A 13,931-nucleotide genomic window follows, 5' to 3' on the forward strand; every position below is an offset into this window, starting at 1 on the left:
ATGACAGACAAGTATCAATTTACCGAAGATGGTTTTCTGTTGTCACGGCGCCGTTTCATGGCCGTGGGCGCCGCGATTCTGGCGTTACTGGCCCTGCCTGTGGGCTGGCTCGGCAACCGTATCGCCAAGCGCAACGAATACATCAAGGCCAGGGCCGATGCCCTCTATATGGATGATGCCATTGCCAAGTACCGTGTCAGCCATGCCAACCCGGCCATTGCCCGCTATTACAGCGAATTTGGCGGTGAGCCGCTGGGGCATCTGTCGCACGAGTTGTTGCACACCCATTTTGTCGATCGCACTCAACTGAAATCCTAAGGAGTCGGCTATGCATCAGGACAATCGTCCCATTCTCAAGCACCCGCTGAATGTTCGGGTGTTCCACTACATCTTGCTGCTGAGCTTCCTGCCACTGGCGGCTACCGGGCTGTTGTTGTTCTTTAAACCCTTGAGCGACAGTGCCATGGGGCTGACCTATGACATTCATATTGTTGCCGGTGTCATCATGGCGCTGGATGCGGTGGCCTTCACCCTGATGGCATTCGACCGTGTCGTACTGTTCACCAACCGGGTGTTCACCTTCGGTGGCAACGATGTGGGTTGGTTCAAGGTACTTGGCGGCTATCCGCAGAAGTTTTTGCTGGGCAAGAAGGTCGCCGTGCCTCCTATGCGCAAATACAACTCAGGACAGAAACTGTTCGGAGTTTGTGTCCTGCTCGGTGGTACTGCACTGATCATCACGGGCTTGGCGCTGTGGCTGGTTCCCTATGCAATACCACGCGATACCGCCTGGTTGCTGGGGATGATCCACCTGGGTTGTGGCCTGCTGCTGACGGCGTTTTTGCCCGTGCATCTGTTTCTGGCGGTTTATCGCTTCGACGATTTCAAGGCGATGATGCTGCACGGCAAGGTGCCCTACCATGACGCAGCCGAGTACACCCCTCTCTGGGTGCAGGAGGAGGTCGTTCCGGTTGCCGCCAAACGCGCCGAGTAACGCCATAAGTTCCATTTTCCAAGGAGCGCAGTTTGACTGCGCTCCTTATCTACAGGAGAGCCACTACAGATGTCAGGCCCTTTGATATCAGACCCGCTTGTATCGGGCCATACAGAAACGATTCAAGTCAAAGACTATAACCCCGCCGTAAATTTTATCGATGATGACGCCATCTGGGGCTTGCTCAATAACAACCGGCAACCCAGCCCGGATACCGTGCGCCAGGTGCTGGAAAAAGCCCGCCGCTTGCAGGGGCTGACGCTGGAGGAAGTGGCGGTTTTACTGCAAAACCAGGATGCCTCCCTGGACGAAGAGCTATTTGCCGTTGCCCGTGGCATCAAGGACGCCATCTATGGCAATCGCATAGTACTGTTCGCCCCCCTGTATGTTTCCAACTACTGCGCCAACGCCTGCAGCTATTGCGGCTTCAGCGCCGACAACCATGACCTGCCACGCAAGACCCTGAGCGAGCAGGAGCTGATCGCCGAGGTGGAAACCCTGGAAGATATGGGTCACAAAAGGATCCTGGCGGTCTACGGTGAACACCCGCGCAATAACGCCCGCGCCATAGTCGACTCCATCAAGACCATGTACAGCGTGCGCAAAGGCAAAGGCGGTGAGATCCGCCGCATCAATGTCAACTGCGCCCCCATGGACACAGAAGATTTCAAGCTGCTGAAGACGGCCGCCATAGGCACCTATCAGTGTTTTCAGGAAAGCTACCACAGAACGACCTACGAACAGGTGCACCTCAAGGGCCGCAAGAAGGACTTCCTCTATCGTCTCTACGCCATGCACAGAGCCATGGAAGCCGGTATCGACGATGTGGGCATTGGCGTGCTGTTCGGTCTCTATGACCACAGGTTCGAACTGCTGGCCATGCTCGCCCATGTACAGCAACTGGAACTGGATTGCGGCATAGGCCCGCATACCATCTCCTTCCCGCGGATTGAGCCCGCCGATGGCTCCAGTTTGTCGGAGCGGCCACCCTATGTCGTCGATGACGCCACCTTCAAGCGCCTGGTGGCCATTACCCGCCTGGCAGTGCCCTACACTGGGCTGATTATGAGCACCCGTGAAAGTGCCGAACTCAGACGTGAACTCCTAAGCCTGGGGGTATCACAGATCAGCGCCGGCTCACGTACCACCCCAGGTGGCTACAACCAGGAAGACGATGCGGCTCAATTCAGCCTGGGCGATCACCGCAGCATGGATGAAGTGGTATTGGATCTGGTCAAGCATAGCCATTCCATCCCCTCATTCTGCACCGGTTGTTACCGCAAAGGCCGCACCGGCGATCACTTTATCGGCCTGGCCAAGCAGCAGTTTATTGGCAAGTTCTGCCAACCCAACGCCCTGATCACCTTCAAGGAATATCTCAACGACTACGCCAGCGAGCAGACCCGCAAAGCCGGTGAGGCACTGATAGCTGCCGAGCTGGATAAACTCAGCCCCGCCAGAAGACGTAATATCGAGGCCTGCCTCACGCGCACAGATGCGGGCGAGAGGGACATCTATCTGTGAAAGGCAAGACTCTGGTACTGGCACCCGGCTGCCGTCTCTATGCCGGGCTGCCAAAACAACAGCTGAAATCGGCACTCAGCCGCGCCCGGCGAGTGGCCCTGCATGCCGGCCACTATGCCAATTTCAGCGAAGGGGCGATAGATCAGTTGCTGCGACAAAGACTGCAAAGCAGCCAGCTGTCGCAGCTGTTGATAGTGACACAAGAGTTACAAAGCGAAGCCGGGCTGGCTTTTGGCAAAATGTTGCGTCCTGAGTCCACCGAGGCGGAAATCCTCGAGGAATACCGGGTGTCTCAACATTGGAGCAATCAACTCGCCGCCTCCTGGCCCGAGCAGGTGACGGCGGTCAGCAGTAAACTGGCCGCCAGCGCGCCGCTGTTATTGCTCGATGATCAACTGTTTGTCGGCCACTATGCCCATAGCCCACATCTGGCGCCTTTGGGATTGTGGCTCAAGTTGGACAGCCGCGAGCTGGGGCTGCCACCGGCGGGCCTATGGCAAAGGATGCAAGGCCGCACCAAGGTCGCTGCCACGCCCTGGCAACAGGCGCTGTATCGCTACGCCGATGAGTTGGCGCAGGTGCTGAAACAAGCGGGATCCCAAGCATGAAACCGGCCGAAAATCTGGGTTCAGCAGAAATCAGAGCCTTGCTCTGCGGCGAAGCCGATGACTGGCTGTTTGCCCGCGCCGATGCGGTCAAGCGCCAGTACTTTGGCAAGGAGATCTGGCTCAGAGGCATAGTGGAGTTTTCCAGCTATTGCCGCTGCGACTGTCACTACTGTGGCCTGAGAGCCGCCAATCGCGACATTGAGCGTTACCGGCTCAGCCACCAAGAAATCATCGACTCGGCCCTCAAAGTAGATAAAGCCGGTATCGGCACCCTAGTGCTGCAATCCGGTGAAGACAGCCGCTTTCGCCAGGATGGCATAAGCCACATCCTCAGCACCATCAAACAGCAAACCCAGTTGGCCATCACGCTATCTTTGGGTGAACGCAGCCACAGTGAGCTGGCGCTCTGGCGCGAAGACGGCGCCGACCGCTATCTGTTGAAACTGGAAACCCTGGATGCCGAGCTCTATAGCCGCCTGCGTCCGGGAAGAGTGCTGGATAAACGCCTAAGGCTACTGGAAACTCTCAAGAGCATGGGATATGAGACCGGCAGTGGCATTATCTGTGGCCTGCCTGGCAGCAAGAGCGATGCCCTGGCTGACGCCCTGTTGGCGCTCTCAGCCATGGAACTGGAGATGTTGGCGGTCGGTCCCTTCGTCAGTCATCCACACACCCCGCTGGCAAACACGGCCAACGGCAAGGTGCTTGAGTGCCAGCGAGCCTGCGCCATACTCAGATTGCTTAACCCAGGTGCCAACATTCCGGCCACCAGCGCCCTGGATGCCTTGCAAAAAGGCGCCAGGCTCGACTCCCTGAGCCGCGGCTGCAATGTACTTATGCCCTCGTTCACGCCACAGAAAGACAGCAGCAAATACCTTATTTACCCCGGCAAGAATGCCTCCGGCTGCCCGCTGGAGCAGCGTCTCGCCGATATCAGACTCAGCCTTAAAGCCCGCGGCTTGCATTGCTCTGCGGACAGAGGCAACGCCAGGAGACAAATTAATGTGTAATTCGGCCCCCAATGCAGCCCCCCGCGGGGTCAGACTGCACATAGTATTGTGTGGTCGTCGCAACGCCGGGAAGTCCTCCCTGCTCAATTACTTATCCAACCAACAGAGTGCCATAGTCTCTGAGACCAAGGGCACCACCACAGATGCGGTGCGCAAGCCCTTTGAACTGCATCCGGTCGGCCCGGCTACCCTGATAGATACCGCCGGACTGGACGATACCGGCGCCCTGGGATTACAGCGAATAGCCGCCAGTCGCCGGGCGTTGCAACAGGCCGATATCGCCGTCTATGTGCTGGATGAACAGGGGTTGGATGAGTTTGACCGCGACTGGCTGTTACTGCTGCAAAGCTGGCAGCTGCCGCTCCTTGTGGTAGCGAACAAGCAAGATCTGGCCCCGTTGCCCGCGGAGCATCAGCACTGGCTCAACGACCAAGGCATCAAGTTCTTATGCCTGTCGACCCAAGAGGCAAAACACCGGGAAGACTTGGTCGAGCAACTGGTTCAACTGGTGCCGGCAGATTTTCGTTGCGACCCCGTGCTGGCCGCCGACTGTTACCGCATAGGAGAGCAACTGCTGCTGGTCGCCCCGATAGATTCGGCGGCCCCCAAGGGCAGATTGATTTTGCCCCAGGTGCAGGTTCTCAGAGAAGCGCTGGATAACGGTGCCATTGCCAGCATCTGCCGTGAGTCTGAGCTGGCCACGGCCTTGGCCGCCATGCCCACGCCACCGGCGTTGGTTGTGACCGATGCCCAGGCGGTGAGACAAGTGGCCGCTCAGGTACCCGACAGCATTCCTCTGACCACCTTCTCCACCCTGTTTGCCCGGGCCAAGGGCGATCTACCGGCCCAGCTGCAAGGCGCCGAGATGCTCGAAAGGCTCGAGGATGGTGATCGGGTACTAATCGCCGAGGCCTGTAGCCATGAGGTGCAGGATGAAGATATAGGCAGAGTGAAGATCCCGGCGGCCATCGGCAAATTGACCGGCAAACAGTTGCAGTTCAGCGTCTGTGCCGGCCATGACTTTCCGGCCGATTTGGAACGCTACAAACTGGTAGTGCACTGCGGCGCCTGTATGTTGGGGCGGGCGGAGATGCAGCGGCGCATTCTCGAATGTCGCCGCCGCGGCGTCGCCATCACCAACTATGGGCTGGTGTTGGCCAAGGCCAGTGGCGTGCTGGAAAGAGTCAGTTCGCCGCTGCTGCCAGTTGACGCCGACGCCAACTAACGCCCCAAACCGCCAGAGGGAAGAACAGCAACAATAGCCCCCAGAGCTGTAACCATTTGGGGGCAATAACCGCCCAATCGGCTCCCATCTGGTTCAGCTGCAGCATTCCCATAATCGCCGGCACAGCCGGGATCACCTGCGACAGCCATACCAAGGGCTCAGGGATCAGTGCCAAGGGCCAGACAAAGCCACTGACAAACAGGATGGGCATGGATACCAGCAGCAGGATCTGGGTCGGCAACTCGCGCCTGACAAACAGGCAGCTGAGCGCTACCCCGGCGCTGGCAGTGGTCAGCAGGAAAGGCAACATCAGCAACAATACCTGACCAAGACTCGCCTGCAGACTCACCTGATAGAAGTAATAACACCAGCCAATATAGAGCGCACTGAACAGGCAATAGAGCAAGCCGAAGGCCAACACCCGGGCACTGACCAGCATCAAGGGGCTAACCCGGTTCCAATAGCCCGGCTGGCGCCACTGACCGGCGCCGAGTATGCCTGTGCCTATCAGCAAGGTCTGGTGCAAAATCAGCAGAAACAATCCTGGCACCACATAGGGGGTATAACCCAAACCTTTATTGAATGCGGGCACGGCATTGAGTTTAATCGGCGCCAGACTCTGGGCCGCGGCCTCAGGGCTCTGGCCCGAGGCCAATAGTCCCTTGAGCTGGATTTGCTTGCCGGCATCCATACCGGCACTCACCAAACCTTCAACCACAGCGGAATAGATCAGGAAGTAACTGGCATCACCGCCGAAGCTCAAAGTCGCGCCCCGTCCCAGCAACAGATCGCGGCGAAAATCAAACGGGATCACCAATAAACCATGGGCGCGGCCATCGGTGACCCAGGCCTTGGCTTCGTCGATGGAGCCGACCCGACCGACGACCTGAATACGGGCACTGGCATCGGCGTGACGGATAAGCCGCCGTGACAGCGAGGAGTTATCGTGATCCACCACCACCAACTGCTGCTCTGTGGGCACCTGATGCAGATAAGGCAAGGGATAGAGCACGGCATAGAAGAGCACGCCGCCAAACAGGGTCAAAGAGATCGCCTTGTCACGCACCAAGGCGCGTAAATCCAGCCAGATCAACTGCCATAACGAGAGGGACTTGGCTGTCATAACGTCTCCTCAAGCGGCAACTGCGACTGCAGCACCCTGGCATAACGACGGGCAAAGAACCAACTGGGGATCAACAGCAGCAGAAAGCCGAGATAACCCAGCGCCTGAGGCAGCAAGCTGGCCGGCCCTGCGCCATAGCTCACCAACGCAACATGAGACTCTATATAGTGGCTTGATGGCATCAACAAACGCCACCACTGCGCCAGCAGCGGCATTTCTCCGGTCGGGAAGGTAATGCCCATAAAGGCAAAGGCGGGTGCAAACAGCGCAGTGCAAAAGCTGATCACCCTGGCACTATCGGCCAGCATAAAGAAAATCCCCTGCACCCAGAGCCAGACCGCCATCAACATTAAGATCTGCATCGGCAGCAGCCACAGGAGTTGCCCGGCTATCGGCAGCCCCAGCAGCTGATACAACAGCACCAAAATAAAGCCGCCGTGCAGCAGCATAAAGGCGCCGTTGACCATAAACTTACTCAAAAGCACTGAGGGCATACCCAGGCGGAAGCATTCTCCCAGAGTATCCTGGCGCAGCTCACGGTTGAGACTGCCGGCAAAAGCCAACATGGCCAGCAGTTGCCACAGAGCTATCAGCACAGGCGGCACCAAGAAGCCGACATAGTTGTTATTGCGGTTGAACAGCGCCGTGGTTTGGGTGCTTACAGGGCTGAGACGCACCTCAACCTGGGACGGATTGACACCGGCCGCCAGCTGCTTGAGCCTGGCCACCTGCTGCAAACCATCGGCCAGGGTCAGTTGCAACTGACTGGCCAGCAGTTTGCCCACCAGCAAAAACTGGCCGTTGTAGCGCAGGTCTATGGTGGGAGTGTGCCCGGTCAGCAGTTCCTGCTTCAAACCATAGGGCAAGATGACCAAGGCATAGACCTCGCCGCGGCGCATCGCCTCGACCGCCTCGTCCAGCGCCAGATAACGTCTGGGGGCGGTGACAGGATTAGCCTCAAGATGACGCCCAAGCTCACGACTGAGGCTGGAGTTGTCCTGATCCACCAGCGCCACCGGCAACTGCCTGGGCAACCCGGCGGAAAACAACCACCAAAGACAGAGCACACCGATAAGCGGCAGATAGCTTATCAGTGCCAGCTGCCAGGGATCGCGCCAGACAGCCTGCCACTCTCGCCGAAGCAACTTCTTCATAATCAAGACTTTTCAAGTAATACTGACATGCCCACCCGCAGATCGGCTACCGGCTCCAGCGGCCTGAGCTCCACTTCAAAGGTACGCATATCAAAGTCGTGGCCACTCTCGGTCGCCCGCCAGGTGGCGAAGTCGCCCAGCACACTGATGTGGCTGACCTCAAACTCGACACTGCGTTGCAGCGCCGGCAGTGTCAGGGTCATACGCTCGCCCTTCTTGAACTGCTTGAGCTGATCCTCACGCACCTGAAACACGGCCCAGGCATCTGTCATATCCACCAAACTGACCACAGGAAAACCACTGGGTGCCAGCTCGCCCACCTGCAACAGCACCTCGGTGATTTCACCGCCCTTGGGCGCGCGCATCTGGCTGTCGGCGAGTATGGCACTGACCTCTTTCACCGCGCCTTCGGCCATACGGGCATTACCGGCTGCGGCGGCCTTGGTTTCTTCCCGGGCACCCTCTTCGGTCATTTGATACATGGCATAGGCGGCCTGCTCGGTATACTTGGCGGCCTGATATTGGGTAAAGGCTTCATCACGCTTTTGCCGGGCAAGTACGCCATCGCGGAACAGGTTTTCTACCCGGTCGAAGGTGGTCTTGGCCAGCTCACTGGCGGCCTTGGCCTTGAGCCACTGCTCGCGGGAGGCGGCAACCTGCTGCTTACGGGCACCGCTGTCGGCTTCCTGCTGCATCGCCTTGGCGGCATCGCGGCCACCCTCGGCCTGCATCAGTTTGGCATTGAGCTCTGGGCTGTCGATGGCAAACAGTAGATCCCCTTCACTGACACTGTCTCCGCGGCGCACCAACACCTGCTCCACCCGGCCCGGCACCTTGGAAGACACATTGTATTCCCTGGCCTCTATCTGCCCCTGCAACAACTGTGGCTTGGGGGAGTAAGCCAGGATCAGCCCATATACCAGCGCCGCCACTATGGTTACCAGGGCCACTATGGCCACCAAAGGATTAACCCGCATCCTGTATCTCCTGCTTGTCACTGCGTCCGATAAATTCATCCAACTGGCCACTGACCGCCATCAAGCGGGCATAGGCCTGAACATAACGATATTGAGCCGCCAACTGCTTGGTGCGTACGGCACTGAGTTTGAGCTCGGCATCCACTCTGTCGATGGAGGTAGACAGCCCTTGATTGAAAGCCAGTTCCCGCAGCTTGAGGTTTTCCTCTGCCAGCGCCAGAGAACTGTTCAAGGCATTGACCTCCTCTTCGGCCTGCAGCAGTTGGCGATAGCTCTGATCCACCAACAGACTGAGATCCTGACGGGTTTGTGCCTTGGTGTATCTGGCCTGCAGCAGGGCGCTCTTGGCCGCCTGCACCTTGCCACTTCGACCATCACGAGACAGCAGCGGTACCTTGACCCCGACGCCTACCATCCAGTCGGGTTCGACCTTGGAAAACAGGCTGTCGTCTTCATAGAGGGTGTAGTTACCGTAGAGGAAAACCGTGGGGAAGTATTTTCCCTTTTCCATATCGACCAGACCCTGAGCCTGGGTCTCTTTCGCCTCCAACAAGCGCAAGGCTGGATGCTGCTTCAGCGTCAGCTCAGTCAACTGCGGCAATGAAGGGGAGCTTGGCACCATAAACAGCGGTGACTTGGTGGCGATATCAGTCTGGTGCAGCAGGCGTGACAGGGCTATCAGCGCCATCTCATGGCGGCGTTTGGCACTGCCGAGGTCGACCTTGGCCTGATCCAGTGCCACCTGGGCATTGAGGCGCTCGACTCTGGCGATCTGCCCCTGTTGTTCCAGTTTTTCAGCGTGGCTGTAATGCTTTTCCAGCGATGCCACCAGCTGAGCCTGGGTTTGCACCAAAGCCTGGGTCACAGTGACGGCATAATATCTGTCTACCAGTGTGGTAAACAGCTCACGCCGTGCCAACTCCAGTTGCTGCTTCTTCTCAGCCACCTGAGCCGCCTGAATGCCTTGAGCGGCAGAGATCTGGCCACCGGTATAAATCGGCCACATCGCCTGTAAGCTGGCTCGGAACACATCCTGCTCGGTGAAAGGAGTCACAAACATGGAGCCGGGAAGCGAGCCGATAATGCCACCTATGGCCGGCGGCAGAGTGGCGGGATCCATAGAGGCGAGAGGATTGAGATCGCGCAGATCCAGCTCTATCGGTTTTTCCAGCCTGGTATAGCTGCCGTTGATGTTGAGCGATGGCAGGTTAAGGTCGCGCCCGGCCTCTTGCTGCGCCTCGGCGCGGCTGACTTCCTGGCCTTCGGCGGCCAGCTTATCGCTCACCTCCAGCAACTGTTGCCAGGCCGAGGCAAAACTATAGTCTGCGGCAAGCGCAGGCTGAGCCGCCAGCGGCCACAACAGCAACCAGGCAAATTTGGTCAATTTCATCTACACCCCTAGAGTAAAAACTCTAATTCCTGAGCAAAAAGGATATCATCCTCGCTTGTCGGCCACCAGTTAACCTTGCTGCGCGGCGGCGCGAGGCCTCCAAGGCCTGTCGAAACCTGGGTAAAAAAACAGACAAGCCACTGGATCCTAGTCTTTTTTAAGCTGTATTGAAACTAACACTAAGAGTGAAGCTTGCCGACGATTATCTCGCCAAGTATGAGAAATGGGTTATACCCACCAAGATCTTTAGCTAATCTGCTGCGTATAGCAGCAGTTTCCAGACTTTATGCCGAGCAGTCGTATCGGCAAACCTGCACCGAGGAAATGGGCGTATGTCTGCACGAGTCCCTCCAGACTCCAAAATGTGACTCAACTGGCTTATCAACACCATGAATTGTTACCTCACAGCCCATCAACAAGTTAGCCTGAGACATTGACCAGACACATTGGCCCGAGAGATTATTCAAGTACATTGAGAAACTGCTTAGTTTTAAACAGAATGCTGGCCAAACAAAACCGGAAAGCTGGTCAAAAAAGGTGGACTACCGGCTCAAACACAATTCCAGGTTCAAGCTACTGTTTCACCTGTATACTCACCTCGGATTAACAAGATAGAGCGCTTATGGCTGGCGCTGCATGAAACGGTCACGCGCAATCATAGTTGCAAGACCATGCTGAAACGCCTCAGCAGGGTATGGCGATTTATGGAAACGGTTTCACCATTTCCTGGCAGCGGACACGGCACAGCGGAAATGTAGCAGTATTAGGATCAGTTGTTTAGTCGAGGGGGTGTGAAACATCAAAAAGATCTGGCTGTCTTGTCTTTCTTTACCAGCGGCTCAATTAACAGCGCAAACCCTGATGGAACCTGCTTATCTGGGATTGATTTGATCTACAAGGCCATTGCTGCACCCAAGGGGAGCTAAGATTTCGGGCCGAGCCCCTGCAGGCTGGAAACCATAAACAGTCGAGATGAGTAATGATATGTTAGACAATGAAGAACGTGAATTTATTCTAAACAAAGTGTCACAACCCGTGATTACCATTGCCCGCGAGGTCGATTTTGCCGAGCGCTATGCCTCCATGTTGGTGCGCTTTCCTAAACTCCCTGGCGATTTTAATCCTAAGGTGCCGACGGAGCGTCGACAGGCATTGGTTGCCCAGTTCCCTTACCCGATTCGCTTTTACAAAAGCGAGGGGGGATATTACAAGCTAAATGCCAAAAAGTTCGCCTACCCCCATATGAGGCTTATGATGGAGATGCTGCAGTGGGTAGTGTTCAACTTTGACTTGTGGCGTGAAGATAAGCGAATTGGTGGCGGAACTTATCAACAGATTGCCGTGGCGGAGCGGTTAGCGCGAGGTGAAAAGATAGACTGGGATAACGACTGGCGTACACAACACCAGCCATGGTGCTATAACGAAACGCAATTACAAACTGTGTTAATAGAGAGTTTTGCGCTATTTGATGACCTCTGTAAACAATTACCGGAGTAGTCATTTGATGCAGGTTAACTCTTTGCTGGCAAGCTGATTGGCATTAATTGGTTTAAGTCTAACTGGCTGCACCTTATTACCATACCAGGCTTCTGATGGTGTTAAACCCGGCTATCATGATATGCCATTACCCGGAGGTTGTATTGAGAAAGATTTGACTGTCCTGTCTTTTGGCTGTCCTGTCTTTTGGCTGCTGTCTTTTGGTAGATTTAAACTTTACAGAATGTCACCAACTTCCCCCTTAGGTGTCGCCAATAGGCATTGGCCGAGCTTCCGGCTACGGTGCAGCCCATCACCTGCGGTTCGCTCTCGCACAGGCGATCCTGTGACACGGCGTGAATACGTCCCTGTAGCCTCGTCGAAAACATCCCTGTTTTCGACGGTCACAGTCCCGCCTATGCCTGGAAAATAGGTGTATGTTTGTGGAATTTCAAGTAACGCTATGATTGCAGAGTTGCACCGACTTTCCCCCTCGGTGTCGCCGACAGCCGTTGGCGCAAATAACGTGGCTGAGGCAAGGATGCCGAAGCAGCGACAGTCGAATCAGGGATGAGCGTCTGAAGCGCTAGTTATTTGCGCCATTAGGCCGAGGGGCTTTCGACACCGTGTGGGGCGGCAAGGGAGATCCAAGAGGGGATTGCTGTTGTTCCCCTCTTGGTCGGGTGTGGGGCGAAGCTCCACGACTTTATGCCGCTGGCACAGCGGCTAATATCAAATATACAAGACACCCTAAACACTTTCCGAGCTGCAAGGAAGCCCGCTGCAAAGTGTCTGAGACTCTCTGAGACGCTCACTTTCGGAGGTTCATGCAGAATTGTCCTTGCCAGGCCTGTTTCTGCAAAGATCACAATCGAAGGGATGCATTTGCTCCAAGACTTTCTGCCGTCACAGCAGCTATCAACTTCGCCCAAGAGCAATGCAGGAACCAGCGCTAAACTAAGCTGCCGAATCAGGGATTCGACAGCATTTCTCAGGCTGTGCCACCGACCGTCAGGCGGTCCAGTTTAAGCGTTGGCTGCCCAACCCCGACCGGGACACTCTGGCCGTCTTTACCGCAGACGCCGACGCCTTTGTCGAGTTCAAGATCTGTGCCCACCATGGAGATCTGCCCCATGGCTTCCGGGCCGTTGCCTATCAGGGTCGCGCCCTTTACCGGACTGGTGATCTCGCCGTTTTCAATCAGGTAGGCTTCAGAGGCCGAGAACACAAACTTACCCGAGGTGATATCCACCTGACCGCCACCGAAGTTGGGGGCGTAGAGGCCTTTTTTCACCGACTTGATAATATCGGCAGGCGCCGACTCACCGGCCAGCATATAGGTGTTGGTCATACGCGGCATAGGCAAGTGAGCGTATGATTCGCGGCGGCCATTTCCAGTGGGCTTTTGTCCCATCAGGCGGGCATTGAGTTTGTCCTGCATATAGCCCTTGAGAATGCCGTTCTCAATCAGCACTGTCTTGTGCGCCGGGGTACCTTCATCATCTATGGTCAGCGAGCCACGGCGGTTTTCCAGCGTGCCATCGTCCACCACAGTGACCAACTTGGAGGCCACCTGCTGGCCAATCTTACCGCTGAAGGCGCTGCTGCCCTTACGGTTGAAGTCACCTTCCAGGCCGTGGCCAACCGCTTCATGCAACAAGACTCCGGGCCAACCTGCGCCCAGAACCACAGGCATTTCACCGGCAGGGGCGTCTATCGCCTGCAGATTGACCTGTGCCTGACGCACGGCCTCGCGGGCAAAGGCAAAACACATGGGCAGGCCGTCATCAGCGGCAGCCATCAGGGTTTGATAGTGGTGACGACCACCGCCACCGGCACCGCCCCGTTCACGGCGGCCGTTTTCTTCGAGGATCACAGAGCAGTTGAAGCGAACCAGCGGCCGGATATCTGCCGCCAGAGTACCATCGCTGGCAGCTACCAGTATCTCTTCATGCACCCCGGCCAGGCTGACCACCACTTGAATGATGCGGCTATCCAGGCTGCGGATATAGGCATCCGCTTCCTTAAGCAGGGCAATTTTACGGCCCTCTTCCAGTGCCGCTATCGGATCTTCACTCAGATACAGCGCCTTGGCGCCGCGGCGCTTCCAGGCCTGAGTTTGATAGCTGCCCCCAGTCTGGGCTATGCCTCTGGCGGCATCGGCGGCGGCGGCCAGGGCCTTGGGCGTTATCTCATCGGCGTAGGCGAAACCTGTCTTTTCACCACTGATGGCTCGGACACCGACACCGCGCTCAATATGAAAACTGCCTTCCTTGACTATGCCATCTTCCAGCACCCAGGTTTCATGACGACTGCCCTGAAAATAGAGATCGGAAAAATCCACCTGGTGTTGGTGGATTCGCTCCAGGTAAGTTTGCAGATCGTCGAGGTGCAGTCCCTCTTGCAGTAAACTCTGTCCCACTTGGGTTAAAAATGGCATTGGGTCTCTC

Annotated in this window: 12 protein-coding genes and 1 pseudogene; 8 read left to right on the forward strand and 5 right to left on the reverse strand. The window is 56.6% G+C overall.

Translation table 11 applies throughout. The annotated features are described in order from the left end of the window. The 6 genes from ACWAU4_RS19310 to hydF all read left to right on the forward strand — a co-directional run bounded on the left by ACWAU4_RS19310 (position 1) and on the right by hydF (position 5,361). Positions 1 to 318, forward strand: a complete 318-nt coding sequence (locus ACWAU4_RS19310) for an iron hydrogenase small subunit (RefSeq protein ID WP_025010221.1) — start codon at positions 1 to 3, stop codon at positions 316 to 318. 10 nt (positions 319 to 328) lie between these two features. Further along, positions 329 to 994: a cytochrome b/b6 domain-containing protein gene (locus ACWAU4_RS19315; RefSeq protein ID WP_025010222.1), complete on the forward strand. Its 666-nt coding sequence runs from the start codon at positions 329 to 331 to the stop codon at positions 992 to 994. 69 nt (positions 995 to 1,063) lie between these two features. After that, entirely contained in the window at positions 1,064 to 2,518 is a 1,455-nt protein-coding gene (gene hydG / locus ACWAU4_RS19320; RefSeq protein WP_144380490.1) for a [FeFe] hydrogenase H-cluster radical SAM maturase HydG, read from the forward strand. Beyond that, complete coding sequence (locus ACWAU4_RS19325; RefSeq protein WP_144161380.1) at positions 2,515 to 3,126, forward strand: hypothetical protein; 612 nt, start codon at positions 2,515 to 2,517, stop codon at positions 3,124 to 3,126. Before hydG ends, ACWAU4_RS19325 begins: the two co-directional genes overlap by 4 nt. Next, a complete protein-coding gene (gene hydE / locus ACWAU4_RS19330) occupies positions 3,123 to 4,136 on the forward strand; it encodes a [FeFe] hydrogenase H-cluster radical SAM maturase HydE (protein ID WP_144220653.1) in 1,014 nt (337 codons plus the stop codon). Before ACWAU4_RS19325 ends, hydE begins: the two co-directional genes overlap by 4 nt. After that, a complete protein-coding gene (gene hydF / locus ACWAU4_RS19335; protein ID WP_454290351.1) occupies positions 4,129 to 5,361 on the forward strand; it encodes a [FeFe] hydrogenase H-cluster maturation GTPase HydF in 1,233 nt (410 codons plus the stop codon). Before hydE ends, hydF begins: the two co-directional genes overlap by 8 nt. Here the strand turns inward: hydF and ACWAU4_RS19340 are convergent. The 4 genes from ACWAU4_RS19340 to ACWAU4_RS19355 are packed head-to-tail and all read right to left on the reverse strand — an operon-like array spanning position 5,321 to position 10,005. Next, positions 5,321 to 6,484 (reverse strand): ABC transporter permease, encoded by a 1,164-nt coding sequence (locus ACWAU4_RS19340; protein ID WP_071238673.1) that lies wholly within the window; start codon positions 6,482 to 6,484, stop codon positions 5,321 to 5,323. The two genes, hydF and ACWAU4_RS19340, sit on opposite strands and share 41 nt — an antisense overlap. Beyond that, positions 6,481 to 7,638: an ABC transporter permease gene (locus ACWAU4_RS19345; RefSeq protein WP_071238672.1), complete on the reverse strand. Its 1,158-nt coding sequence runs from the start codon at positions 7,636 to 7,638 to the stop codon at positions 6,481 to 6,483. Before ACWAU4_RS19345 ends, ACWAU4_RS19340 begins: the two co-directional genes overlap by 4 nt. Positions 7,639 to 7,640: 2 nt before the next feature. Further along, on the reverse strand, positions 7,641 to 8,615 hold the full coding sequence (locus tag ACWAU4_RS19350; protein WP_028781331.1) for an HlyD family secretion protein: 975 nt from the start codon (positions 8,613 to 8,615) through the stop codon (positions 7,641 to 7,643). Further along, positions 8,605 to 10,005 carry a TolC family protein gene (locus ACWAU4_RS19355; protein ID WP_101058393.1) on the reverse strand — a complete coding sequence of 467 codons (1,401 nt, stop codon included), beginning with the start codon at positions 10,003 to 10,005 and terminating at the stop codon, positions 8,605 to 8,607. Before ACWAU4_RS19355 ends, ACWAU4_RS19350 begins: the two co-directional genes overlap by 11 nt. 549 nt (positions 10,006 to 10,554) lie before the next feature. Between ACWAU4_RS19355 and ACWAU4_RS19360 the strand changes: the two are divergent. Together ACWAU4_RS19360 and ACWAU4_RS19365 are read left to right on the forward strand one after the other, a co-directional pair. Then, a pseudogene (locus ACWAU4_RS19360) lies at positions 10,555 to 10,763 on the forward strand (IS630 family transposase); the annotation flags it as partial. 226 nt (positions 10,764 to 10,989) lie between these two features. Next, positions 10,990 to 11,502, forward strand: coding sequence for a hypothetical protein (locus ACWAU4_RS19365; protein ID WP_454290352.1), 513 nt, complete (start codon positions 10,990 to 10,992; stop codon positions 11,500 to 11,502). 970 nt (positions 11,503 to 12,472) lie between these two features. Here ACWAU4_RS19365 and tldD read toward each other — a convergent pair. Continuing rightward, positions 12,473 to 13,921: a metalloprotease TldD gene (gene tldD / locus ACWAU4_RS19370; RefSeq protein WP_028781336.1), complete on the reverse strand. Its 1,449-nt coding sequence runs from the start codon at positions 13,919 to 13,921 to the stop codon at positions 12,473 to 12,475. Positions 13,922 to 13,931 lie beyond the last annotated feature (10 nt).

It is taken from the genome of Shewanella sp. FeAMO, from assembly GCF_053653955.1.